The following is a 25,497-nucleotide window of genomic DNA, read 5'->3' as shown; positions in this document are numbered from 1 at the left end:
AAGACTGAGAAAAGCATGAGTTATTGCTTAGGTAATTAGGTATGTACAAAAAAGCCCCAGCAAATGCTGAGGCTAGATATTCTGTATGGTTTTAACGACTACTTAAGCGGTTGTTTCTACGCGATTCGCTTTCTTTTCGCTTTGCATTTTTGCTAAGAAGTATACATTAACACATGCGATGAAGCCGTTGGTGACAACAACTGGCCATGCGTCGATCATCAAACCGTAAGCTGTAAATAGTGCACAACCGATGAAGTTTAATACACGTAGTTTAACGATATCTTTCATGGTGAGTGAGATAGCAACCATAATCGACGCTGCGTAACCCAGTATTTCAACCATATTCATGTCCATAATTTGACCCTCTAATTTTTGCCGATCCTATCGGTACCAATTCTTCTCTCCTGAGATTAGTGAGGAAGCTCCATGCCTCGAATGGTCTAATTTGAATAACTGGGCGCTAATATAACAGGGCTAAATATGTGATGAAAGCCCCAAAAAGGACATCGGTGAAGGTTAGCGATTACGCAAACGTTTAACGCCAACTACAGAAAAAGTAATTACTCTTTCTGTTGCTGGCGCTTAGTTGTTTTCAGTTGCGTGGTGAATGATATTTTTACTTTAATCGTTGAGCGTTACGTCATAAATCCGAGGTTATTACTCGCAAAGTTATCGATATGAGGGAACACATACCGAAGTTCTTCAGGGTGCTGGACCCCCATCCATCGCGCTAACGTAGCGTGAACTTGGTCGCTAGCCAGTGTAGGAATCAATCTGCCTTTAGATATGTCATCGTCCCCATCTACCTGTAACTGAGGCCAAACCCCAATACCTTGATTTCCATTGACCGCTCCACCGAACACAAACTGGTGACCACCCCAACCGTGATCAGTCCCGTTGCCATTTGATGCTAAACGTCTGCCAAATTCAGATGTAGTAAACGAAGTTACGGCATCCGAAAGCCCGTGATGGGAAAGTGCATTATTAAAAGCTGCGACGTTTTTCGCTAAGTCAGCCAGTAATAGGGGATGCTTCTTCAGTTGATCGTCATGAACATCATAGCCAGTCTGTTTTAGGTAAAAAACTTGCCGACTTTGACCGAGTTGAGATTGACTTACAATAAGTTTGTAGGCGATTTGAAATTGCTTACCTAGATTGGAACTAGAAAACTCCGGCCAATCACTTATCTTGTCAATTTGGGCTGCTAACGCTTGGCTCACATGCATGGCATCACCCATAACACTGCGCATTTGAGCGATGAATGGATTGTCGGAGTCAGCCTCTGATATCTTTTGATAGTTCGATTCCATATGCTCATTGCTTAGCCCACTTAGTTTGATACTGCCATTCTGCTTTAATACATTTTGGCTGTGATCAGCTGAGCGCAACAACAGTGTATTTCCCGAAATACTGAACAAGGGTGCAATAGAGGTGTTGCTTTCAAGTACGTCAAACATCCTTCCGGCCCAACCCAGCTGAAGCGAGCTTCCTGCTGCACCGCGTTCCCATTCACTGGTTTGTGAATTGTGTGAGAAAAGCTGAGGTGGAAGTGGTTTCAGTTGAGACTCAATGTCCGATTTGGATAACGGCTCTTTAAGTATGCCGCTATTGATGATCACTGTGGCATTACCATCCTCAAATAGTGGCTTTAGGGGCGCTAGTTTAGGGTGCAAACCCAGTGTTACGGGCTGTCCATGGTTATCTAGAACTGTTTGAGGGATTTCAACAATCGTCGATTTTGAAACAGCAATACTCGGCCGAACCGCTTTGTACTCGTCGTAATGATTGTCATCTGTTGGCACTATGGTATTTACCGCATCGTTCCCCCCCGCTAAGTTGATACAAACAAGGGCTCGATAGTCTGTTTCGCCTGCTATAGCGACAGTGGGCACTGAAGTTGCGATAGAAGCAAGTGAGAGGCCACCTAAACTTGCAACAAAATTGCGTCTTGAGATTTTCATTAGCGTGTCCTCTAATTTTGTATAAAGAATTCGTCACTTGATAAAGCAATAATGACAGCGTGATAAAGCTTCTTGTACGGATTTACGTTGTCTCCATATTCGTCTAATCCATCAACTAACGTCATTTCGAGTTGCTGGCTCATCGTTCCGCCAAACAAGCGCAGGTTTACAACTTCTACCAGTTCAGGGTTGTTATCAACGACGTCGTACAACTCATCTAAGTCGAGGTACATATCAGCGACAGCCCCTTTTTTCAGGTAATGGCCTAAATGGTTGACCAAGGAGGCATAAGTAGACCACCCAAGTAGCTCAAATTCAGGTGCATAAAGGTCTTGGTCGTCAAGAATGCCGGGGGGCTGGTAGTCTGGAGAGTAATAATTAAATACAGAGGGTGATGCTTGTGGTTCTTGCTCTGCATTATTCATAACGCGATTGGCAACCGTCATTCTCGCACCGTCATACATAAGGCCCATCGCTCTATGATAGTGAGTCGCGACTAAAAGCGGTTCTTTAAGTTTAATCGGCTTATGAACGTCTTCACCCAAGGCTTCTTGATCAGTGAGGATAGCGACCAGCACAGCTTTCATGTCACCTTTTACGCCTTCGCCGTTGTCATTAAAAACAGAAGATACGCGTTTAATATAATTTGGAGAGGGGTTTGAAGTTACTAGTCGTTGAATGAGTAAACGAGAAACGTGTGGAGCAAGGTTAGGGTGCTCGAAGAGGATATCGAGAACAGCCGTCACATCTCGGTAGGGAGTTTGATTGGCAGGGAGCGTATGACCAAGCACGGTTTTCTCACCAAAATCATGATATTTGTCCAAACTTTTCATTGGTTTCATGTACGCCCAATCGCTGTTCTTCCACCCTGTGAATGCTCTTGCGACTTCTTCGATATCGGTTTGGGTATAGGTTGGAATGGGTTGGCCACTTTGCAATTTATGTGAACCATCAAGATTTAGCTCGTAGAGCCCTATAGTAAATAACTGCATTACTTCGCGAGCGTAGTTTTCATCGGGGTAACTGTTGGTGTTGGGGTTAGCGACTTTGCTACCTAGCATCGAGAGGTAGTTCCCCATTGCTGCATGCAACGTTGCTTGTTCAAGTATATCGCGATAGTTTCCGAACGCGTTGTTGACCAACATGTCGTAATAATGCGTTAAGGCTTTAGCGCGTGAGTTTAGCTTTCCGCCATGCCTCGACACAACTAAGACTTGGCTTAGAGCATAAGCGTATTTTTGGCGTAACTGATCGGGTGAAGATATCGCTATCTGATACCAGGCATTTTGCCTATTACGCTGAGCGTGACCGGGAAAAGAGGTGGAATAAAGCGCTAAATGGGAAGTTGGCAGTAATTCGAATTGGTCGCTAAGCCACTCGTCTAGCCCAATGTGTTTTAGCTGCTCAATGGAACTTGCGGTTGGGCCAAAGGTTGCCTGTTCGAGAAACCGGTAAGTTTGTTCATCGGATAATTCTGTTTCGCTAGCATTGGTAGGCTGCACAGTCCACCAACTGACAAAAATACAACATGTCAGCAACCAACCACTAAGGTAATTAGTTCTGATCATAATAACTCTCTTATCGCTGAAATGCGTATGCAATCATGCGAATATCTAATAAATTAACAAAGTCAACATGCAAACTGTCTTATTTCTGAGAATTCAATAATTTAGCTCGATGTCTCGGTAAATTATAGGCACAGATCACGTTTCGGTGAGCAAAATAACAAAGTGCATATATCAATACACTCCATTAACGGACGTAAGCGGATGTACTAAAAAGAAAAAATGATTCTATAAAATATTTGTGACTTATTTTTTGCCAAATTAGGTCAGTATTGATATTGGGAATATTGCACTCGACCTCAAAACTTAATTTGATAAAGAAAGCTATCTTTGCTGTAGTGGTATTTCTACTTTGCTGAAAACAAGGGAATTAAATGAAAACTATTGGAATGATTGGTGGAATGAGCTGGGAATCAACGCAGACCTACTATCGACTGGTTAATCAATACACCAAACAACGCCTTGGTGGCCTTAATTCAGCAAAAGTTACGCTTGTTAGCGTCAATTTTGATGAAATCGAAAAACTTCAATCATCCGGTGAGTGGGATGCGGCAGGAGACCTGCTAGCCAATGCTGCACTTAGCGTAGAGAAAGCTGGAGCAGATTTTCTACTGATCTGTACCAACACCATGCATAAGGTGGCAGAGCAAGTTTCAAACTCAATAAATATTCCTTTGCTACATATTGCCGACGCTACGGGTGAAAAATTGAAATTTGATGGAGTAAAAAAAGTAGGGTTACTTGGTACGGCCTTTACAATGGAACAATCGTTCTACAAAAGCCGAATTGCCGACAAATATGGTATTGAAGTCTTAGTTCCAAATGGGGTTCAACGTAAGCTAGTTCATGAAATTATATACAATGAGCTATGCCAAGGAGTGATATCTAATCGCTCAAGAAATGACTTTCTTACGGTTGTCTCTGACTTACATGAAATGGGAGCCGAAGCGATAATTCTTGGCTGTACTGAAATTTCACTTCTGATTGGGCAGAGCGACACAAACATACCATTGTACGATACAACGTCGATTCACGCGGAACTGGCAGTTCAAGAGGCGCTGTCTTGAAAGCAGAAATCAAACGTATCTCGACTCGCGATACGTTAGCGATCAGGCAACAAGTTCTATGGCCAGACAAATCGCTGGAAGAAGTTAGAGTGCCAGGCGATGACAAAGCGATGCACATAGGCGCATTCATTTCTAATAGCTTGGTGTGTGTGGCTTCTCTATTTGTTAGCGACGATTCGGCAATTCGACTAAGAAAGTTCGCCACGATAGAAGCTCACCAAGGGAAGGGAATAGGGACAGAAGTACTGAACTACGTGTTGGATTTGGCCGTCTCAAAGGGGGCTACCCATTTTTGGTTTGATGCACGTGAAAGCGCATTACCTTTCTACCTTAGATTTGGCTTTGAATCGAAGGGAGAGTGCTTCTACAAAGGAAGCATCCCTTACTTTCGAATGGCAAAACCGCTAAAGCATGGCGAGAGGTAGTTAGTCCGCACCTTGACGCTGATTGAGCTGATAGGCTCTCATCGCGTTAAACAAATACGTTTCACTTTGCCCGTTTAATGAAGGGTAATTTTTATTAGAGTTGGGGCCATTAGGATTGTGGCAGAATACACAGCTAGGAGCTTTCAGCTTTCCCGCTGCCGCATCGCCTTGAGCATAAGCTGGTAAGATGTTCGCAACAGCAATTAGTGCGATAAAACAAAATTTTTTCATAAATTAAGCGAAATTGGTCATCAAGCCTTGAAGATAAAGCTTCCCCTAAGGGGAAGCTCAATCGTTTTTACAGACACGCCGCAATCTTTTCGACCAATGTATCAATATCTTGTCGGCTCACATCGTTGTGAGTAACAAAGCGAATTGGGTTTCCTGGGCTAATAATGATGTCTTGTTTCGAAAGCTGCTCAGCGATACCTGAGATGTCGACACTATCATCTAATTTAGCGAACACAATGTTAGTTTGAACAAACTCCGCATTCACGTTGAAACCACTGAGTTCATTGAGGCGTGTCGCTAGATGCTTAGCATTCTCATGATCGACTTTCAGTTGCTCTACTTGTTCAGTTAAGGCGAGCTTACCAGCGGCAGCAAGGATACCTGCTTGTCTCATACCACCGCCGACCATTTTTCTTAGGCGGCGAGCTTTTGCTATGTACTCCTTACTACCGAGTAATAGAGAACCAATCGGCGCGCACAATCCTTTAGACAAGCAAATCGTCATAGAGTCGAAGTGTTTCGCGATTTCTTTGACATCAATATCAAGTGCTACCGAAGCGTTGTATACACGAGCGCCATCTAAGTGCATTTTTAGACCATGCTGGTCAACAAACTTACGCGCCTCAGCTAAGTAAGACATTGGAAGTACTTTGCCATTGATAGTATTTTCTAAGCTGAGCAAACGCGTTCTAGCAAAGTGGCTATCATCAGGTTTGATCGCAGCGGCAAGCTTGGATAGCTCTATTGTGCCATCTGGATTATTTTCGATTGGTTGAGGCTGAATGGAACCTAGAACAGCAGCTCCTCCTGCTTCGTATTTATAGTTGTGGGCTTGCTGACCACACAAGTACTCGTCTCCACGCTCACAATGTGCCATTAGCCCCAACAAGTTAGCCTGAGTACCTGAACTGGTGAAGAGTGCAGCTTCAAAACCATGACGCTGAGCTGCCCACTGTTCTAAATCGTTAACGGTAGGGTCATCGCCATACACGTCATCACCAACTAACGCATTCGCGATAGCTTCGCGCATTTTGGGAGTAGGGCGTGTTACGGTGTCTGATCTAAAGTCCATGAATGTCTCCTAAAGGTAGCCACATAACTTGGCTTTACTTAAACAAGCGATAGTTTTGGCATCTGTTATGGTGCCTTCTATTATCATTTCTTCTAATTTTTTGAGTGACAGCGTCACTACCTCAATGACTTCATCTTCATCGCATTGATGTGTTTCTACAAGCGAAAGAGACTTGGCCACGTACAAGTATTGTATTTCGTCGCAAAACCCTGCGAGTGGCGTAACTTGCCCTAGGGGGACAAAGGTATCTGCGTGAAACCCCGTTTCTTCGATAAGTTCACGTTGCGCACACTGCATAGGGGTTTCTTGTTGTTCGATCGTACCAGCAGGTAATTCAAGTAACCACTTGTTTAATGACGGTCTAAACTGGTTGATCAGAACAATATCACCTTGCTCGTCTATCGGAAGAATGACAGCTGCACCGGGGTGAGAAATAGTGGTGTGGGTAATTGATTGACCAGTTGGTAAGGTGACTTGCTCTTCTACTAAAGAAATACGCTTCCATGTGTGTATGGTTTTGCTCATGCAAAAAGGGCCGTTATTATAAAATAAATAATTATTAGGACTCACAATAACGGGATTAGTTCGCTAAAGAAACCCATAAATATGACCCCAGGTTAAACTTTCGTATAATCAACGTGTTGAATCGTAAAACTGCAAACAATGATTACATGGATCGCGTTAATAAAATGTTGTGATATAAGAGCCCCCTTATAGTTGAAAATCCACTTGTAACAAAGTGATAACAAATGTATAAACTTATATATATCCTATCTCCCCAAGGAAGTGCTCAATGATCCAACCTTCTCACACTTCGCATACCCAAAAAGCGTTGTTATCTGAAAGAATAAACAAATTAACCAAAGCGTTGTGCGACGGGGTATATGAGCGAGAAGAAACCATTAAACTGTGTTTACTTGCGGCTCTTTCAGGAGAGAGTGTTTTTCTATTAGGGCCTCCTGGTATTGCGAAGAGTCTGATCGCTAAAAGGCTCATTCAAGCATTTGATAACTCGAGCTACTTTGAATACCTAATGACTCGCTTTTCTACACCAGAAGAAGTCTTCGGTCCACTAAGCATTCAAGAATTAAAAGATAACGGACGCTACGTTCGTTTAACAAAAGGTTACCTTCCTACTGCGCAAGTTGTTTTCCTCGATGAGATTTGGAAAGCAGGCCCTGCAATACTCAACACGTTACTTACCGTTGTTAATGAAAAAACATTCAAAAATGGCAGCGATATTGATCGCGTACCGATGCGCCTATTGATTTCTGCTTCAAACGAATTGCCTGATGAAGACAGCGGTTTAGAAGCCCTTTACGACCGAATGTTAGTTCGAGTATTCGTTAATCGAATTCAGAATAAGCAGAATTTCAAATCAATGCTAACAGTTGGCACGCCACAAGAAGCCGTCATTCCTGAAGGGTTAGCAATCACAGACGCTGAATACCACCAGTGGCAGCAAGAGCTCGACCAGCTCGAATTAAGCGATCAAGTATTTGAAAAGCTATATGCACTAAAATCACTACTAGAAGAATCTGTAGAGTCTCAGGGCGTAGATATCGCGCAAACAGATATGTATGTGTCGGACCGACGTTGGAAGAAAGCGGTTAAGCTTTTAAAAGCCAGTGCATTCTTCAATGGCCGTGAATCTATTAACCCAATGGATCTGCTGCTATTACAAGACTGTTTATGGAATAGCCCTGAATCTAGGGAAGTGATTCAAGACGTAATCCGTAAATTTGCGCTTCAGCATGCGTTTGATCAACAAGATGTTGAGATGCAAATAGCTCATTGCCGTGAAGAGTTAAGTGATATCCAAGACGAATTAGAGTCCAAATTTGGCGTCGCCCTAACTGAAGAGTCTACGACTGGGTTATTAAAGAAGCATGTACATCATTACGATATCTCAGGCGCAAAAACCTACACCGTAGGGGCAACTTCCGGGCTAGTTAAACTGGTATTGCTACAAAGCAATATGTCTGTTTCTGAATCAGAAAAAGGCGACAGTCGCTGGGTGTATGTGCAAAAGAATGAACTTGAGCGAGTAATCAAGGAAGGTCACGGTGATGTTTATGGCTACGTTAACCAAAACACCAACATGTGCCGCATGCGATTTGACTTAGACGCAGACAGCAACCTTGTGATTAAAGACATCGCAAACAGGGCAGTTCTAGTTTCTATTGTGACTTGCTTTGGGCTAGATGAAGAATTGTACCAAGCTTGGGTTGAACGCACAGAGTCTGCATTGAAGCAGTTAGAGTCTGCAGAGCACCAATTGAGGAAAGCGAAATCCGATTTTCATGGTGCATTACCGCATAGTTTCGTCGATGAAGAATATCCTCGTCAGATGGAAGTGAGCCTGCAGCATTTACAACAGCAACTTGAATCAGTGAAAACAGAAAGTGAGAAAGCTGCTTTCCGATTCAAAAGCCTTAATCAATACTTTTCTTGAGGAACTCTCATGCTTGGAGCTGACGGCCTAAACTTAGCCATCATGGTTGCAGAATCGGGAATCATTGACACTGCTGTTAATGATCTTATGGCTCGTTCACAAGTAATGATGATGGCTGAAAACCGAGGGGTAAAATCCTCGGTCAAAAATCATCTTTTGAAATGGCGCGGTAGTGTTAAGAAACGCATCACAAAAGTATGCGAAACGGAACGTATTCAAAAAGAACTAGAGTTGTATCAAGAAGTCATCCACTGGGATGAAGTACAATTTTTCCTCAAAATTGAAGAAGTCATCAAAAAGTTAGAATGGCATTCCGCTTTTTACCTCAAAGCTCGCCGATTGCTAGAACAAAACAATACAGTACATAACCCGATGTTCCCGCATTACTTTTGTGACCAATGGTATCAAAGCCTAGCGGATGCGGTTAAACAAGCACAAATCAATGAGCTTGAAGCAAACAAGGAAAAGATGCTCAAAGACCTCTACCAGCGTATGGAGACCATGAAAAACATGGATAACGTCGCTGAAAGTGGGGATGAAAACAGCATCGGTCGCCTTTGGGACATGGCATCTGCAAAGCTAAGTAAAACCGACTTAGGGGTTATGAAGCGTCACGCCGATTTTTTGAAGAAAAATAAAGGTCTACAAGAAATTGCCGAGCAATTAGGTCGTATGGCTGGCCAAGTTGATGATCCGGATTTGAACAAAGCGCCGACTGAAGAGCCACAAATGGTTGAAGAAAAGTCGGACGAAGCTACTGATGACATCGTGGGAATTCATGAAAGTGATGACCTCAATAAATTGCTTCCAAATGAAACTATGTTTTTGGCGTACCCAGAACTTGAAGTCGTGTTCTATAAAAACTTAGTTGATAAGCGTTTAATGAACTACCGCATGCAGGGAAAATCTCGAACTTTGCGTAAGGTCAAAGCCCACAAACCAGACAACAAACAAGTTGATGTAGAGAAGGGGCCTTTTATCGTTTGTGTGGATGCATCTGGCTCAATGAGTGGTTTTCCAGAGCAAAGTGCAAAAGCGATGGCGTATGCACTAATGCAGATTGCCTTAGCTGAAGATAGGGATTGCTATGTGATTCTGTTTTCTACCGAGCAAATCACTTACGAGCTCACTCGTCAGGATGGATTACGTGAAGCCGCCGACTTTCTCACATATAGCTTCCACGGTGGCACTGATTTAGAGCCAGTTCTTATCAAATCTGTTGACCTCATGCACAGTGGAAAATACAAGAACGCAGATTTAGTTGTACTATCTGATTTTATCGCGCCAACCCAAACCGACGAGGTGATCGATAAGATTAACTCCCTCAAAGAAACAAAAAACCGCTTCCATGCAGTAAGTTTGTCCAAATATGGCAATCCTGAGCTAATGAAAATGTTCGATCATTGCTGGGGATACCATCCAAACCTTATGGGTCGAATCATGAAGAAGTGGTAGCGCCAGTTGCATTTACACCAAAAGGCGATCATTACTTCATCGAATTGATTCAAAACCAAGCAAGCGAATTTTTTTCTACTTTTTTTGTTTGACTCTTATCGGTAAATCCGTAAAGTACGCATCGAACGCAACGGTGGTGACATCTAAAGCGTTGTTATAAAAGGCGTGTTGGCAGAGTGGCTATGCAGCGGATTGCAAATCCGTGGACCTCGGTTCGACTCCGGGACGCGCCTCCAAATTTTGAAGTATGGAATACATGAAGTATTCGATACTAAAGATGGTGTCTTACCCATCGCAATAAAGAATTGCGTGCCCTGGTGGTGGAATTGGTAGACACAAGGGATTTAAAATCCCTCGGCGTTCGCGCTGTGCCGGTTCAAGTCCGGCCCGGGGCACCATCTCTCATTATCTTCCAATGAAATGGCGTGTTGGCAGAGTGGCTATGCAGCGGATTGCAAATCCGTGGACCTCGGTTCGACTCCGGGACGCGCCTCCATTTCAAACTAACTTTTCTCGACTCAATCTAACACTAAAGCACGACAACCTGTTATAACCCCTCATTTTAGAAGCTTTCACTTGGTAAATAAGTTTATTATTTGTAATATTCAATCGTTATGAATTGATTCACCTATATTTAACAAGGAAGTTAAATCTATGTCGTTTACTTTTCGCGCACTTGCGCGCAGTATCGTTGCAACCGCTTTTCTATTTTCCTCATATTCATTCGCTGACTCTAATGCAAGTTACCCAGAAGGCTGGGAAACTTGGCCTGTAGTAAAAGAGTCGATGAACTTGCCCGCAGATACCGTATTACCGCCAGATACATCGCTATTTATTCAAGAATCCGTAAGGGCGTACAGTTGGATTAACAATGGTAATGGTTCGCCACTTACCATTAGGGTTAACCCAGAAAAACTCGAGCAATACAAAACACACGGACCATACTCAGATGGTCCCACAGTGGTTGCTGTATCCGAAGTGCAGGGGATTGTTTGGGTAACGGAACATATAGGTGGCGTTGCGATATACGGTAGTTACGATCGCCAAGGAAAAGATATAACCTCAATGCACCCAACGCTTGAGCCAAGTTTCTGCCAAAACTGCCATACAACCTATAAAGATATCTGTATCAACGGCACCTGCGCAGAGCCCGTGTTACAAGTATACGGATCTAAATAGGTCGTTCAGCTTGCGAGCGCGATTCTTCCGTAACCTCACAATAAACCAAATGTTGTTCATTTCGCATTTGGTTTTGGTGATGACTATCATCGTTGGGATGACGTATGCACGTTATAACAGCGAGTGGTCGATTCGCGTATCGAATGCAACGTCACTAGCTGTTAGCCACTTATCTTCTCAACTAACATTTCTTTCAGGTTCTATAGCTGGACGTAACTATGCAAACCTAGTTATGCCGACAACCAAAGAAAACATTCTCAATATTCCGGATCTCATATTTTTAGAGGTCAAAGGTGTATCCGATTACCAATCTCAACCTGTCGGTGTCCGTTATTTAGTCTCGAGTAACCAAGTTTGGCGCACGGATGTTACTGACGAAGAGATTGAAGCACTACAAAAAAGTTATGACCGTATAAAAGGCATGATGGACGGTGAGGATGAGGGCTCAAAAAACAAAAAGCTTACTTACGTACTTAACAAGATTGAAAACGACTTGTATGGAACTACACAAAGCAAAATTCTCCACGATTCGAGCCGCTTACACTGGGCGAAACCTAACTTTAGTACATCAGATTCAATCTTAAAATTAGAGCACAACGAACTGCATTTGAAGCTCCCTTTACGAAACAAAAATGGGGGAGAAATATGGGCAGTACTAGACGCATCAAAACTTAATGAATTTCGTGCCGAACTAATTTCTTGTTTGCTTAAAGAAGCATTAATCGCATTATTCGTTTCTATGGTGCTTATTTATTGGGTCACGCTGTGGATTGTCAGCCCACTTAAACACCTTTCACATTCGATGAAGCAAGATATCGAACATATCGAGCAGCATCGCCCTGTTGAAATCGTCCGAAAGGATGAAATTGGTGACCTCGCAAGAGCGTACATGAGTCTGATCAAAAAGATTAAGAATCAGCTTAAAGTTCTTCAGCTACAAACAGACACCGATCCCTTAACCGGTTTAGGTTCAAGGTATAAATATGCTCGCTATTCAGAGTCATTCTTGGCTCTCTCGTTTTCACAGGGCGATCACGTAGGTTACCTAGTCTGTGATATCGACAACTTCAAAGCATACAACGATAGCTATGGCCACATTGAAGGAGACAACACGCTCACTATGGTTGCCAATGCAATTTCGGATGCAGTGTCAGGCAACGATTTAGCATGTCGTTTAGGAGGAGAAGAGTTCATAGTGTTGGTTCGAGCTTCTTGTAATGCCGAAGTGTTTGCCATTGCTCAACGCATCAATTCTGCGGTTGAAAATCTAAACATTCTCCACGTTAACAACCCACCGTACAAAAAAGTTACGATCTCCATTGGCGCTGTGGCAATAGGCCCACAGTGCCGCTCTGATTCAGAATTTTTGGATGATATTTTATCTAAATCGTTCAAACAGGCTGACATCAGTTTGTATCAATGCAAAGCAAATGGCCGAAATACGGTGATTTGTGAAAGCTACGACAGCGAAAATCAACAAGCAAGTTAGGATGACTTATGCAAAGTGTAGATATGGATTCTCGTCCATGTGACGAACAAGTGCGTCTATGGATCGATACTGATATTACTATAGGAACCTGCGGTAAATTAATGGCATTTCGCGACGTCGATGACGGTTACGCGATAGGCGCACTATTTCGTAGCCAAGAAGTCGATATCGTCGGCTTAAGCTCTACTAGGGGAAACACCGAAGACATTAACCTATCTACCGACATTGCAAAGTCCTTCGTTAAAAAGTTTGGCCCTGTAAGTTTACAAGTCAGCGAGGGTGCAAGTGAAAATTTTAATACATGCCAAACCATCCCAAAAGCGGTTGAAGATCTGGCCAACGAGCTGCGAAATGGCCCTTTAACTATATTAGCCATTGGTGCGCTAACCAATATTGCGTTACTGATTAAGCACTTTCCAGACACTATCGAGAACATCACTCAGGTAATTAGTGTTGCAGGAAGAAGGCATACCAATGATCATTTCATTTCTGGTTCCCATCAGCCAAAGCCTTTTAGAGACTTAAACTTCGAGTTTGACGTACCGGCGTTTAAACAAGTATTGGAAACTAACATTGAGCTAACACTTGTCCCGTTCGAAGTGTGCAAGCAAATGTGGGTAGACTTTTCAGCATTAGAGCAATTGGCACTGCACAGTGGATTAAGTCGTTATCTAGCTGAGCATTCTCTAGGTTGGTACAGCGAATGGAAACTTGTGTTTGGATCTAAGAATGGGTTTAACCCTTTCGACATGGTGGCAGCTGCATTTGCCATCAACTCTGAGTGGTTTACAGCAAAACGATGGAACGCTGAGGTTGTTGAAGCAGCGAGCGATACTTCGAAAGGGGAGCAAAAGCCTTACCTTATTTGCAACGAAGAAGTCACTAATCATCGTCCGGTGAACTACTTGGTAGAAGTCCAACCAAAGGTTCAAGACATTCTATTGCAGAGACTAGCTGAAAACGACATCGGGTCATTTGTGCTCGGACTATCACACATCAATGTGATCGTCGATGATGTTGTTGAAGCCGCTAACTATTACCAAAGAGTTCTTGGTTTTGAAGCAGCGTTCGATGAACAAGGTAATAAAATGGAATACTTAGGTGTTTCGATGGCTGAGTTTAATCAAGATGCAGGACTCGCAGGTCAAGATGTTAATGTTGACGTGAAGTTTGTGAAGCACCCTTACGCCAAATTGTATATCGAACTCATGACGTACCATCAGCCTGTGGGTAAGCAAACTCTACCGGAACAACCTAAAACATACGACTTTGGGGGGCCTAGACATATTGCGTTAGAAGTATCTAACTGCAACCAAGTATTTAACTACTTGAAGTCACAGCCAGATGCGAAGCTGATAGATCCTAGGCCAGACTATCACCCAGAGAAGTTAGCCGGATTTCCTATCACTTTTTTCTACTGGATTGATAAGTATGGAGTCCAATGGGAAATGGAAGAAGGGCGTAGAGTAGGGACGTCGAGAGGAATTGTGTAACGCAGAGCCAAGGTTAACACCTTGGCTCTTTCTTTTTGCGCTACTCATTGTGTGGCACAATAGAAGCTTAACAACATCAAAATGATTAAGAGAACAAGTTGGAAAAAGTCGCCATATTCGTCGATGTACAAAATGTGTACTACACGACTAGAGATAAATACCGTGCTAATTTTGACTACAACCAATTTTGGTATGTCGCTACTCAAGGCAGAGAGATTGTACAAGCCAATGCTTACGCAATTTCCAGCCAAGATCCAAAACAACGTCAATTCCACCACATTTTAAGAGGCGTTGGGTTTGAGGTTAAACTAAAACCGTTTATTCAACGTAAAGACGGCAGTGCAAAAGGCGATTGGGATGTCGGTATCGCATTGGATGCAATTGAAGTTGCCGAGCAGGCGGATGTGATTGTGCTGGTATCTGGAGACGGTGACTTGGAGGTCTTAGTCGACAGAATTCAGTCTCGATTCAATAAAACGGTTGAAGTCTACGGCGTTCCTGGCTTAACCGCTCAGAACCTCATTGATGCTTCGAACCGCTTTATAGCAATCGATGAAGATCTACTCTTGAGATGAAGAAGCCTCAGAACCGGACTCTGATTGTTCGGTCTCTTGTTGTAGTTCCATCTTTTCGCGCTCAGCCTTAGAAATATATTTAGGCTTATTGCTTTTGTGAAGCTTAGCATTTTGTTTTTTCAGCTTCTTTTTTAGAATTTGGTTTATCTTCTTTTTGCGGTTCATGGGGTTTGAGCACCAATGGAACAGAAAACAACGTTAAGAGGGTTAAGTGTTTGTATTAAAATAAAAAGCTCCACTGATTACAGATTGTAGTGGTACTACCTAGGTGTTTGATATTGATTTCTGAAGTAACGATATGAAGCCGACCATTACATATAAATTAGGGTATGTACCCCGTAAACTTTAAGAAAATCAAGCTTAAGATAAGGGCAATACAGCTCCACATCCCTAATGCATTCACCCACATAAACACTTTAAATTTAGTTGATTTCGTTGTTGCTCGTTTACGAATAAATGGGTACTTCACCCAGTAATCAAAGCAACGACTCCCTATCTCCCAAGACAATTGATATTTAGGTCGCATATAACCGTTATCGTCATAGTATTTACTAAGTTTCTTAGCCAGTTGTTTATCCATAAAAATAATATGCTTAAGACTACCTAGAGATACAATCGCACTCATAATAACACCCGGAACAGCCCAGATTGTAGCGTAGCCTCCGAAAACCAAACCTAAAAGCGCCACGACAGACTCATACCAAACCATCAGAATTTAGCCTCTATATCAGATACAATTTTGTCTGAACTTTCATATAGAAAATACAATCCATCTCCAACGGCTTTACCTGCCGTAGAGCCTGCAACCCCACCGACAAAACCACCTGTGACAGCTCCACTAATCACCGCGACAGCAAGTACTGGGGCGGTAGCAGTTATGCTGATGGCTAAAGCGATACCAGAAACGGCTGTTACAGCGAGCCCCACTCCAACGCTTCCACCTTTGATGCCACCGTATACTCCTCCAATAAAGCCCCACACTTCACGAGTTGTTGTCTTACCACATTCACCTGTACCATCAACCTTGCACGCTTCATAGATATTATCGACACCGCTGACGGTTCCCACTAGTAAACCAACATAACCAACGCCTCTAGCGGCAGAAATGCCAAGGGCAATATTGCCAATCCGCTTCCCTAGTTCTTTTACAAAGCCAGTCTTGAGAATTTCATCCGCATTGTGAACGACTGATTTAGTGGATAGTTTTAGATTGCGCTTGATTTGCGCATAGATGGGAAGTTGAACGCTACGCTTGGAAAGCATTGCAAATGAACCATCAAGTTTTTTGAATAACGCCGCTCGGTCAGCTACAAATGTTCCGTAATTTACCCCGCCAGTGCGACTAGCCATTGCTACTTGAGATGCATACAACTCGTTAATTTCTAACAGTACATTTTGAATATTTTTTAGATTCTGCTCGACTACGACTGCTGTAGCTCCAACGCCGGTTCCAACTTGAGCATAGTAGTCGGCAGGTAAACCATCCGATTCAATCCGCTCTTCCAATTGGTGAGAGAAAAGCTCAAAATGACGATTGAGTGTGGCCACTTCTTCATCAAGAAGCTTCCCTAATTCCTTACTGGCAATCTTCGCTTGTTCAATCCAAAGATTGAGCAGCTCTCGTTCATCCTTTGTTTTAGGCTCTGTAGTTGGAAGAAGGACAATTTCACCCTCTCGAACGGGCTCGTTCAAATGAAGATTACAACGCTTGATGGTCTGCTTTTGTTCCTCACTTGTCTCTGATGTAAAGAGGTTTGCCCACAATTTATCTTGTGATTGAGTGACAAGGGATTGCATCCAGCCTAACTCAAACGCCACCTTTCGCTGTGCTAGCGTTTCCGCTCTTTGCGCAGCATATCGAGACTGATTGGCCTGTACATACCTCCAAGATTCTTCGGATTGTTTCATTCGCTCTTGACGCTGCCTTTCAATCTTTTCGCGTGAGGTTTCTTGTATCTGTACTGGTTCGACAGTCGTACTCTGAGCAGGTATCAAGGAGCCTGTAGATGCAAAGTTTTTTTCCGTAGCACGTTTTAAAGCGGCCCCCGACTTAGCAAAGCGCCTAGCCGTATCACAGCTAGCACATGGACAGGCTTCAGGATTGGGATGACCTAATGGGCATCGATGAGGTTTCGTTTTATCAAAGACATCGGTGAGCATAAATAGAGCCGTGGATTTTAATTGTTTGAAATAGCATAACAGCAAATATTGAGAGGCAAAAATTTGCTCAGATAACGTCCTGTTTCATTTGTTTAGAGACTTTAGATATCGTGTGTCTTGAGCACCCAATAAGTGCTTCAATTTGACTGTAACTCTTTTTCTCTCTTAACAATCCTTCTATTTTCTGGTGTAGAACTTTGTCAACTGGTCGACCTTTGTATTTCCCTTCTTGCTTCGCTCTTTGTACGCCTTGTGCTTGGCGGCGGCGCCGATCTTCATAATCTTTTCTGGCTACGGCTGCTAGCATATCGAGCATCATGCTATTGAGAGCTGCCAGCATGCGCTCAGTAAACTCGTCGGTAGTGTGCATAAATTGATGACTGGTTGGTAAACCCAGCGCCACGACCTTCAATCCTTTACTGGCGATGATATTTTTTAGTTGTTCCCAATCTTTCGTGTTAAGACGGCTTATCCGGTCAACTTGTTCAACCAGAATGATGTCGCCAGCCATCGCTATGTCGAGCAGACGAAATAATTCAGGTCGGTGTAAGCGTGCTCCCGATTCATTCTCCTCAAACCAATAAGCAACGGGATAACCCATTTTTTCTGCAAACTCAATCAGGTCATTTTTTGCTCGCGAGGCATCTTGCTCGTCGGTCGAAGCTCTTAGGTAGCCATAAATTCGAATATTGGTTGCCATTAGTGCACTTTACATTGGTTTAATTAATTCGGTGCATTATACATTTATTTTTACGTATAAATGCACCAATTACACTAAGTGCATTAAAGGTACACCCAATTTAAACCAAAATGTATTCGTATTGATCTTGTTTTTCGGTAATGATAGTTTAAACGTAAGTTAATAACTTTACGTGAGTGTTATTATGGAGTTTAGAAATCCCGTTGCAGCAACTGAAGCAAATGCGTCTTCACTTAATTACTTGACGAAGAACCTATCTAGACCCGAAAAAGGCGAAGCTGAGTTTGATCGCTTGCTAAAAGTGTTAGGTCATTCAGTCGATAGCTATCCTGATTGGCATCCCATTTTAACGATTCCAAATAGAACGCGTACGCATGGCGAAACGTTACAAACACTCTATAAAGGGCTCGATCATACGAGAATGTTTGTTAGAGGCTTTGTTACTTGCCCTTATGATGAAAGCAGTGCAGATGCCCTTGTTGAGTCTGCTAGTATGTTGTCTGGAATTAATGCTTACCGACTCAGTACGCCATTGTATGCGGATACGGCCTATCCTGTTGTTGTTGAGGCCACTCAAGTTGAACTCGAAGCGGATGGGACAATCCGTAGCCGTGATGCATTAGCTTGGTACGTACAAAATATTTCCAAGCATGCACATTATGCTGAAGTGGCTGAAACATGGTGGAATATGAGAAGCTGCATTTTGGGAACACCACATGGCTCTCGTTCGTCACTCTTCGTGAATCAATACACAGGTGGCCACATGAGAAAAATCCTTGATGCCTTAAACAATAGTGGGATGTATGGACCAATTAAAGAATGGTCTTTAGATATGCTCTCTAAGAAAAAGAGAGATAAAATTGGTCAAACGCTAATTCGTACTGCTGTCAAAAATTACCAGCCTAGCAATGAGCAGTTTGAGTTCGAGCTTCACGGAGAAATTTGTAAAGCCACAATCAGAGATACATGGGATGACGGTACCGAGCTTTCTGTTAAAGTGCAAATCGGTGATATTGGTGATACGGATTTATCCGTGACAGGCTTTTATTATCCAGAGCAGAACTTGCTAGAATCTTCGGATCCAAAGGGTAAACGTGCTATTGCGGAAAAATTTCTGTGATTCAAGATAAGGGAGCGACGAAAATGCCTAAACTTCCACATGAACTCACTGACGATGAGCTGGCCTCAATGTACGGTGAAGCTCAAGAAAATAGCTTGCAACGCAACAAAATGGAAGGTGAATCTCTTCGTCGACAGTTATTGATGAGGCGTGAAGAGCTAAAATGGATCCGTACTGCGGCAATAACCGCCATCGTATCTTTGGTGGTTCTTGGTGTATGTGCAATTGTTGGTGTTGCTATCGATCTCATTCAGTGAAGGATAGCATTGATTTACACCGGATGAATAAGGATGTGGGCTTGATTAGTGGCTGCATTCCATTCTTTCATCTCAGCGATAAAGCACCCATGTGAATTGATCACGGGTACGAGTTCAGGCGCTCTTTCTGACTCAATCAATAAAGAAAGGGGGGCAACTTGGTTATTGTCAGCATCAAACCCAAGCTCTATATGTTCTTCCAGCATATAGAGCACGCCTTTTTTCGCTTGCTGTTGTTCATCGAATAAACGAGATTCTATCCCTTCCTGATCATAAAGAAAGACCAAGAGTGAATAGAGTTTTTCAGCTCCAGCCACTTTGGTTTGCTTCGCTTTATCATTGAGTTCATAGAGCTTTCTTTCCAAGTTGCCTCCTTTTTGACGAGCCACATTTATCATCAATTTAATGTCCTTTTTAATCATCGTATGTTGGCGCTCTTTCAATTTCGGTTTTAAGTACTTGATGAGCAGCTCATTGCGCTTCGAAGTGGGTAAATGACGCTGGCTCAATGAGACGTGAACAAGAAGATAAAGTAGCGCATGGGTTATCGTAGAGTGTAAACAGCGATAATAATCAAAGTCTTTTTTAATTTGCATAACAACAGACAGATGAGTCAGAACCTTCAATCGATATAGAGTGACTAATACCACATCATCATGCTAAGTGAACGTTGTATCTCAACACGTGAACCACTACATAACTCTTTTAGTAACAACAACATAGATCAATATCGACGGAACAAACAGCTTAATAATTAGTCAAAGTTTACCATCTTTCCACTATTCAAAAAATGCCTTCATGCCCGTAGAATTACTGACAAAAGAGCAAAAGCAACAATACGGTTCTTTTACCGACATCCCCAATGAATTACAGCTTACCCGATACTTTCATTTGGATGAATTTGATTTAGCATTGATCAATAAGCATCGAGGGAAGCACAATCGCCTCGGCTTTGCGTTACAGCTGACTTGCGTACGCTTTCTCGGAACTTTCTTTATGGAGTTCGACCGTATTCCTGAAGATGTCTTGTTCTTTGTTGCTGCTCAATTGAACATCAAAAACATTGAAGTTATGAATCGGTATTCTTTGAGGAAGAATACGTTATGGGAGCATCATCGGGAAATCAAACAAGCTTATGGTTATCAAGAGCTTCATGACGCCCATATGGGATTTCGCCTTATTCGGCAAATGTACAGTCGGACTTGGGTGGCTAACGAACGTCCAAGTGCGTTATTTGACTTTGCCACTTCGTGGTTGATAGACAATAAGGTCTTGCTACCTGGAGTAACCGTCCTCATTCGTCTAGTGGCTGAAGTCAGAGAGCGAGCAGATAAAAGATTATGGCGAAGATTGGCGTCGATACTTACAGAAGAACAAGCAAGAGAGTTATACACGTTACTGGAAATTGAACATGACGGTGGTAAGCAGTCTCGTTTAGAACGTTTAAGGAAAGGGCCGACGACTGTGAGTGGACCAGCGTTTGTGTCTGCTATTCGCCGCTATGAACACGTTCTCAGTTACCCAATACCGAAGGCTGCATTTGAAGCTTTGCCAGAAGCTCGTATTCAATCCATCGCCCGTTATGCCGTCACAGCTTCGGTTAATCGTTTAGCGCGAATGCCTGAAGACAAAAAGTTATCGCTATTACTGGCATTTATCCATACACATCGATTGACGACACTAGATGATGCCATTGATATACTCGATATGCTGATCACCCAAATGAGTACGCTTGCAAAAAATATCGGACAAAAAAAGCGTTTGCGTACACTAAAAGATCTCGATAGATCGGCGCTTTTACTTTCTCAAGTATGCAGTTTGCTCATCGATGATGATATCAAAGATGAGCACCTACGTGAGACCATCTTCCAACGTTTTTCTAAACAACAAGTGAGCCATTCACTGAATGCCGTCAAGGAGTTAGTGAGGCCTGCTAATGCACCGTATCATCAAGAGCTGGTCGAGCAGTACGGTCGTGTACGACTCTTTTTGCCTACCTTGCTCAATAAAGTACCTTTCAAAGCTTCTCCTGCTGGAGAGCCCTTGCTAAACGCCTATTATTATTTGAAAGAAGGCGGGATCAGCCATAGGCGGATTTTGAAAAACGCGCCTACCGAGATTGTGAAGCCGACATGGAAACACTTAGTGTTTCAAGAAGATGGACAGATCTCCAAGCAAGGCTATTGCTTGTGTTTTCTTTCGCAGCTTCAAGATGGGCTACGTCGACGAAACCTGTTTTTGGAAGAGAGCAATAATTGGTCAGATCCACGCTCTAAGTTGCTGTCAAAAGAAGCATGGAAACAGACCCGTCATCATGTTTGCCGTTCCCTAAGCTATCCAGTAGAACCACAAAAAGCATTAGAACAATTAAAAGCCCGACTCGATCAAACCTTTCATCTCGTCGCTTCGCGCTTTGATGAGAACAGTCAAGTTTCTGTAGAAATAAAGGACAATAAACCTCGTTTAAATATTTCAGCACTGGAACCGGATAAAGAGCCAACCTCCACGGTGGAGTTGAGGCAACAACTGACTCAATTGCTCCCCAAAGTGGACTTAACGGAACTTTTGGTTGAAATCAACGCCATTACGGGGTTTACCGAAGAGTTTACCCATGTCAGTGAGTCCAAGGCGAGAGCAAAAGATATTGATATCAGCATTTGTGCAGTGTTGATGTCTGAAGCATGCAACATTGGACTGGAGCCATTGATCAAACCTCATATACCTGCATTAAGTCGCTCAAGGCTTCAGTGGGTAAAACAAAACTATTTTCGCTCAGAAACCTTAATTAGAGCTAATGCGCGCTTAGTGGAGTATCAAAGCCAACTGTCTATCGCGCAAATATGGGGTGGTGGTGAAGTGGCCTCTGCCGATGGAATGCGATTTGTCACACCAGTGCGTACTATCAATTCAGGACCTAATAAAAAGTACTTTGGCGGTTATCGAGGTATTACTTGGTATAACTTCATGTCAAATCAATACAGTGGCTTTCACGATATTACCGTAACCGGTACCTTGCGAGATTCCTTGTTTGTTTTAGAAGGGTTACTTGAACAAGAAACCTCCCTAAACCCTGTCGAGTTAATGACTGATACAGCGGGTTCTAGCGATCTGATTTTTGGGTTATTTGCTTTGCTAGGCTATCAATTTTCTCCTCGGTTAGCTGATGTCGGGTCATCGAGTTTGTGGCGGTTTGATAAACATGCCGATTATGGCCCACTGAACGACGTTTCCACCAATATCTTAAAGCCTGAACGTATTACTGTTGAATGGGATGAGATGATGCGAACGGCAGGCTCTCTCACGTTAGGCAAGGTCAAAGCTTCTGAGTTGGTCCGGTCACTATTAAAAAGTGACAAACCCTCAGGACTTACACAAGGTATCATTGAACTTGGAAAAGCCAATAAGACACTGTATTTACTTAAATACCTTGATGATGAAGATTACCGTCGACGGATCCTTACTCAGCTCAATAGAGGGGAAAGCCGCCACGCCGTCGCAAGAAATATTTGCCATGGAAAACGCGGTGAAATCCGCAAGAAATACAGAGAAGGTCAGGAAGATCAGTTAAGTGCGCTTGGGTTAGTCACCAATGCAGTCATTTTATGGAACTCGATTTATTTACAAGAAGCGGTGGAGCATGTCAGCAAGCACGAAAACGTCAATAATGAAGATATCGCACGTATATCACCTCTGATGACTCGACATATTAATATGCTGGGTCAGTATTCATTCAATGTCTCACCAAGCATTCTACAGGGTGAGCGGAGGCCGCTTTACTTAGCAGAGGAGTCTTAAAATTCAAACAGAGCAGAAAACATCCTTAAATAAAAACTATTGCCTTGTAGAACAAGTAGTTAACCTTCTTAACGTTGTTTTCTGTTCCATTGGTGCCCAAACCCCTTCATCAGAAACCCCTCATTAGTTCGAGCGGGGAGGATATAGCTTTTGTTTATCAATCGCAAACATTAGTAACCCCTCAAATCTCGGTGACAATGTAACAGAATGGTTTTACGATGTATCAAAGTAAAATACTACTAGGTGAGTTAGCGCTTGAGTTCAAAACCGTGTCTGCAATGGTTGGGATTTATTGTCGCGGTCACCACAGTAGCGAGAAAGGCTTATGTAATGAATGCCAAGCGTTGTTGGAGTACGCGGAAGTAAGGTTGGACCGATGCCCCTACGGTGAAGCTAAGCCTACTTGTAATAAGTGTCCAATACACTGTTATAAGCCAGAACCAAAAGAAAAAATGCGACAGGTAATGCGTTACGCAGGGCCAAGGATGTTGTTACCGCATCCGATTTTATCGATTCGCCATTTGTTACACGAGCGTAAGCCTATACCGAGCAAACCCGGAAAACAGGCTTCAAATCGTCACAAGAGGGCGCAGAAATAAGCGCCCCCTTTAATCAGGTTACTCTCCAGCCATAATTTGGCGTTTACCTTTAACACTAGCAAGTAACATATAAATACATGTCGCTAACAGCGAGATAAACAAGTATCCCATTAAGCCATGTTGCGACTTCATAAATAGGTCGGCAATAACAGGGCCCAAAACAGATCCTATGCTGTAGCTAAATAGCATTACTTGAGTCGCAGATACAATATAACTGGTGTCTAATTTGTCGCAACCCAAGTTAATCGCGATTGGATACAGTGCAAAAGTCGCCATGCCTAGCAAAAATAAACATACCGCTAGCACTCCAAGGTTTGAATCCATTGCAGTTAGGGCGATAGAAGCAACTCCTAGCAGGCAAAACATCGCCATTAATAGAGTACGACCTAGATATTTTGACATCCACGGTACCATTGGCTGAACTGCCATTCCTCCCATAATCACAAGCGCCATTAGTGTGCCCACTTCAGTGTGATTAATCCCGCGTTGGCTTAACTCTAATGGCATAAGCCCGTAGATCGCGCCCAAAGTCAGCCCTGACACAATACACCCAATAATCGCTGCATGATTGAGCTTTGCAATTTGTTTTAAAGACAATGATGATGAATGTTCAGTTTCAGGTTGGTCTGATTCACCATAAATAAGCACCGTTACCGCTAATAGCATTAGCGTAAAGATTGCGATAAAAGGCACACCGCCTTCAGTCCCGAGTAAACCGATACCAAATTGACCTAATGCACTTCCGCCATAAAGCGCACCCATGTATAAGCCGAGACGTTTCGCTCGACTCATTTCATCGCCATGGAGCAACCAAGATTCAACGATCACGAATACTCCTGCCACCGCAATACCTGCGATTAAACGAGCAAACAACCAAACCGCAGCATTATGGAATACAGGCAGTACTAAAATCGTGGCAGTAAGAACGACTAAGCACCATACAAATGCATTTCTATGACCAAGCCTTACGACAACGGGCTCGATGCCTGCTGCACCAATCAAAAGTCCCGCATAAAACACACTCGCTAACCAACTGGCTAAGTCGCTGTCTAATCCATAATGCGGCAGCATTAATGGAATAAGGCTCATTAGGTAGCCTGACGCAACGGCATATAGAGTAAGTGCGATGACCGGCACCAAAATACGTGGAGTAGGTGCTGGAGACAGAGTGTTTTCCACAGTGTTTAGCCTCGAAATTAGTGGTAAGGATAGAAAGATTTCGGGGCGAATATGCAGCTTATAGGGGGGAAGGTAAAACGAATATTTATGACCATTACGACAACAGATATTTATCGTTTGATCGGGAGGGTTTACGCACTAAATTGCCGACCTAAATCGGCAAACATAACTATTACTATTTGGATAGTGCCTCATTAAGCCACTGATCAAATTGACCTTTAGGCAACGCGCCATTGATCATATCAACTCTCTTGCCGTGCTTGAACACCATCACTGTAGGGATGCTACGAATTTGATACTTGGCCGCGATCGACTGCTGCGCTTCGGTATCGACTTTTACAAATCGGACTTGCCCTTTACGTTCGGCCGCAACATCAGAAAATACGGGAGCAAAACCGACGCAAGGATTACACCAAGGTGCCCAAAAGTCGATAACGACTGGATGCTCGCTGGTTAATAAGGCATCAAGGTTAAGCTCAGTGCCTTCGACGGGAGAACCATCTAATAATTGTCCTTGGCATTTCCCGCAGGTTGGAGATTCTGAAATTCGGTTGAGTGGTACTCTGTTGACACCACTACACGATGGACAACGCGTGTTGAAAGTTGACATATATTTCTCTTCGTTTTCTTTGTTTTATTGTCGCTATGATTCCATTATTAAGTTTATATGGAAATTTAGCTTACTGGCCTTACCAGCAACGGTCATTTAGCCGTATACTA

Annotated in this window: 25 protein-coding genes and 3 tRNA genes; 15 read left to right on the top strand and 13 right to left on the bottom strand. The window is 43.0% G+C overall.

The genetic code is table 11. The features are described 5' to 3' along the window. Positions 1-102 precede the first annotated feature (102 nt). The 3 genes from ACXABW_RS16870 to ACXABW_RS16860 all read right to left on the bottom strand — a co-directional run bounded on the left by ACXABW_RS16870 (position 103) and on the right by ACXABW_RS16860 (position 3,529). Positions 103-354 carry a YgjV family protein gene (locus ACXABW_RS16870; protein ID WP_457526374.1) on the bottom strand — a complete coding sequence of 84 codons (252 nt, stop codon included), beginning with the start codon at positions 352-354 and terminating at the stop codon, positions 103-105. A gap of 281 nt (positions 355-635) precedes the next feature. Then, on the bottom strand, positions 636-1,961 hold the full coding sequence (locus ACXABW_RS16865) for a DUF1501 domain-containing protein (protein WP_457526372.1): 1,326 nt from the start codon (positions 1,959-1,961) through the stop codon (positions 636-638). An 11-nt stretch (positions 1,962-1,972) separates the two neighbouring features. Beyond that, a complete protein-coding gene (locus tag ACXABW_RS16860; protein ID WP_457526370.1) occupies positions 1,973-3,529 on the bottom strand; it encodes a DUF1800 domain-containing protein in 1,557 nt (518 codons plus the stop codon). Between the two features lie 371 nt (positions 3,530-3,900). Here ACXABW_RS16860 and ACXABW_RS16855 point away from each other — a divergent pair, with 371 nt between their 5' ends. Together ACXABW_RS16855 and ACXABW_RS16850 are read left to right on the top strand one after the other, a co-directional pair. After that, complete coding sequence (locus tag ACXABW_RS16855; RefSeq protein WP_265689660.1) at positions 3,901-4,593, top strand: aspartate/glutamate racemase family protein; 693 nt, start codon at positions 3,901-3,903, stop codon at positions 4,591-4,593. Further along, the gene (locus tag ACXABW_RS16850) at positions 4,590-5,018 is read left to right on the top strand and encodes a GNAT family N-acetyltransferase (RefSeq protein ID WP_457526368.1); all 429 of its coding nucleotides are present in this window, start codon (positions 4,590-4,592) and stop codon (positions 5,016-5,018) included. The genes ACXABW_RS16855 and ACXABW_RS16850 overlap by 4 nt, the downstream gene beginning before the upstream one ends. On the opposite strand, the gene ACXABW_RS16845 is transcribed toward ACXABW_RS16850, so the two are convergent. The 3 genes from ACXABW_RS16845 to ACXABW_RS16835 all read right to left on the bottom strand — a co-directional run bounded on the left by ACXABW_RS16845 (position 5,019) and on the right by ACXABW_RS16835 (position 6,846). Next, the gene (locus ACXABW_RS16845) at positions 5,019-5,249 is read right to left on the bottom strand and encodes a c-type cytochrome (RefSeq protein WP_457526366.1); all 231 of its coding nucleotides are present in this window, start codon (positions 5,247-5,249) and stop codon (positions 5,019-5,021) included. It lies immediately after the preceding gene. Positions 5,250-5,316: 67 nt separating this feature from the next. Beyond that, the gene (ltaE, locus tag ACXABW_RS16840) at positions 5,317-6,321 is read right to left on the bottom strand and encodes a low-specificity L-threonine aldolase (RefSeq protein WP_457526364.1); all 1,005 of its coding nucleotides are present in this window, start codon (positions 6,319-6,321) and stop codon (positions 5,317-5,319) included. 9 nt (positions 6,322-6,330) lie between these two features. Continuing rightward, complete coding sequence (locus tag ACXABW_RS16835; RefSeq protein WP_457526362.1) at positions 6,331-6,846, bottom strand: NUDIX hydrolase; 516 nt, start codon at positions 6,844-6,846, stop codon at positions 6,331-6,333. Positions 6,847-7,114: 268 nt separating this feature from the next. On the opposite strand from ACXABW_RS16835, the gene ACXABW_RS16830 reads away from it, so the two are divergent. The 9 genes from ACXABW_RS16830 (at position 7,115) to ACXABW_RS16790 (ending at position 14,967) form a co-directional block, all read left to right on the top strand. Further along, positions 7,115-8,776, top strand: coding sequence for an ATPase RavA domain-containing protein (locus ACXABW_RS16830; protein ID WP_457526360.1), 1,662 nt, complete (start codon positions 7,115-7,117; stop codon positions 8,774-8,776). Between the two features lie 9 nt (positions 8,777-8,785). Continuing rightward, positions 8,786-10,231, top strand: a complete 1,446-nt coding sequence (gene viaA / locus ACXABW_RS16825; RefSeq protein ID WP_457526358.1) for an ATPase RavA stimulator ViaA — start codon at positions 8,786-8,788, stop codon at positions 10,229-10,231. Between the two features lie 162 nt (positions 10,232-10,393). After that, positions 10,394-10,467: transfer RNA gene (locus ACXABW_RS16820), tRNA-Cys, on the top strand. A gap of 75 nt (positions 10,468-10,542) precedes the next feature. Next, positions 10,543-10,629: transfer RNA gene (locus ACXABW_RS16815), tRNA-Leu, on the top strand. Between the two features lie 24 nt (positions 10,630-10,653). Next, a tRNA-Cys gene (locus ACXABW_RS16810) sits at positions 10,654-10,727 on the top strand. A gap of 158 nt (positions 10,728-10,885) precedes the next feature. After that, on the top strand, positions 10,886-11,410 hold the full coding sequence (locus tag ACXABW_RS16805) for a hypothetical protein (protein ID WP_265688664.1): 525 nt from the start codon (positions 10,886-10,888) through the stop codon (positions 11,408-11,410). Positions 11,411-11,489: 79 nt separating this feature from the next. Beyond that, entirely contained in the window at positions 11,490-12,899 is a 1,410-nt protein-coding gene (locus ACXABW_RS16800) for a GGDEF domain-containing protein (protein ID WP_457526355.1), read from the top strand. Positions 12,900-12,907: 8 nt separating this feature from the next. Further along, positions 12,908-14,392 carry a nucleoside hydrolase gene (locus ACXABW_RS16795; RefSeq protein WP_457526353.1) on the top strand — a complete coding sequence of 495 codons (1,485 nt, stop codon included), beginning with the start codon at positions 12,908-12,910 and terminating at the stop codon, positions 14,390-14,392. 98 nt (positions 14,393-14,490) lie between these two features. Further along, positions 14,491-14,967: a LabA-like NYN domain-containing protein gene (locus ACXABW_RS16790; protein ID WP_457526352.1), complete on the top strand. Its 477-nt coding sequence runs from the start codon at positions 14,491-14,493 to the stop codon at positions 14,965-14,967. On the opposite strand, the gene ACXABW_RS16785 is transcribed toward ACXABW_RS16790, so the two are convergent. From ACXABW_RS16785 to ACXABW_RS16770, 4 genes are all read right to left on the bottom strand, one after another. Then, positions 14,953-15,132 (bottom strand): DUF2986 domain-containing protein, encoded by a 180-nt coding sequence (locus tag ACXABW_RS16785; RefSeq protein ID WP_457526350.1) that lies wholly within the window; start codon positions 15,130-15,132, stop codon positions 14,953-14,955. The genes ACXABW_RS16790 and ACXABW_RS16785 overlap by 15 nt on opposite strands. A 157-nt stretch (positions 15,133-15,289) precedes the next feature. After that, on the bottom strand, positions 15,290-15,676 hold the full coding sequence (locus ACXABW_RS16780) for a hypothetical protein (RefSeq protein ID WP_457526349.1): 387 nt from the start codon (positions 15,674-15,676) through the stop codon (positions 15,290-15,292). Continuing rightward, complete coding sequence (locus tag ACXABW_RS16775; RefSeq protein WP_457526347.1) at positions 15,676-16,875, bottom strand: hypothetical protein; 1,200 nt, start codon at positions 16,873-16,875, stop codon at positions 15,676-15,678. Before ACXABW_RS16775 ends, ACXABW_RS16780 begins: the two co-directional genes overlap by 1 nt. A 319-nt stretch (positions 16,876-17,194) precedes the next feature. After that, positions 17,195-17,827 (bottom strand): recombinase family protein, encoded by a 633-nt coding sequence (locus tag ACXABW_RS16770; protein ID WP_457526345.1) that lies wholly within the window; start codon positions 17,825-17,827, stop codon positions 17,195-17,197. Positions 17,828-18,011: 184 nt separating this feature from the next. Here ACXABW_RS16770 and ACXABW_RS16765 point away from each other — a divergent pair, with 184 nt between their 5' ends. Together ACXABW_RS16765 and ACXABW_RS16760 are read left to right on the top strand one after the other, a co-directional pair. Beyond that, on the top strand, positions 18,012-18,947 hold the full coding sequence (locus ACXABW_RS16765) for a hypothetical protein (RefSeq protein WP_457526343.1): 936 nt from the start codon (positions 18,012-18,014) through the stop codon (positions 18,945-18,947). A 23-nt stretch (positions 18,948-18,970) separates the two neighbouring features. Continuing rightward, entirely contained in the window at positions 18,971-19,204 is a 234-nt protein-coding gene (locus tag ACXABW_RS16760) for a hypothetical protein (RefSeq protein WP_180827204.1), read from the top strand. Positions 19,205-19,218: 14 nt separating this feature from the next. Here the strand turns inward: ACXABW_RS16760 and ACXABW_RS16755 are convergent, their stop codons facing one another. Next, entirely contained in the window at positions 19,219-19,800 is a 582-nt protein-coding gene (locus ACXABW_RS16755) for a DUF2913 family protein (protein WP_457526341.1), read from the bottom strand. 202 nt (positions 19,801-20,002) lie between these two features. Between ACXABW_RS16755 and ACXABW_RS16750 the strand changes: the two genes are divergently transcribed. Both ACXABW_RS16750 and ACXABW_RS16745 read left to right on the top strand, forming a co-directional pair. Then, complete coding sequence (locus tag ACXABW_RS16750; RefSeq protein WP_457526339.1) at positions 20,003-22,999, top strand: Tn3 family transposase; 2,997 nt, start codon at positions 20,003-20,005, stop codon at positions 22,997-22,999. Between the two features lie 218 nt (positions 23,000-23,217). After that, entirely contained in the window at positions 23,218-23,598 is a 381-nt protein-coding gene (locus ACXABW_RS16745) for a nitrous oxide-stimulated promoter family protein (protein ID WP_457526338.1), read from the top strand. Positions 23,599-23,616: 18 nt separating this feature from the next. Here ACXABW_RS16745 and ACXABW_RS16740 read toward each other — a convergent pair whose 3' ends face one another. Together ACXABW_RS16740 and trxC are read right to left on the bottom strand one after the other, a co-directional pair. Further along, the gene (locus ACXABW_RS16740; RefSeq protein ID WP_457526336.1) at positions 23,617-24,777 is read right to left on the bottom strand and encodes an MFS transporter; all 1,161 of its coding nucleotides are present in this window, start codon (positions 24,775-24,777) and stop codon (positions 23,617-23,619) included. 175 nt (positions 24,778-24,952) lie between these two features. Beyond that, the gene (trxC, locus tag ACXABW_RS16735) at positions 24,953-25,387 is read right to left on the bottom strand and encodes a thioredoxin TrxC (protein ID WP_457526334.1); all 435 of its coding nucleotides are present in this window, start codon (positions 25,385-25,387) and stop codon (positions 24,953-24,955) included. Positions 25,388-25,497 lie beyond the last annotated feature (110 nt).

The organism is Vibrio paucivorans, from assembly GCF_054053395.1.
The sequence above is the reverse complement of the archived record's forward strand: the minus strand, read 5'-3'. Positions and strand labels throughout refer to the sequence as shown.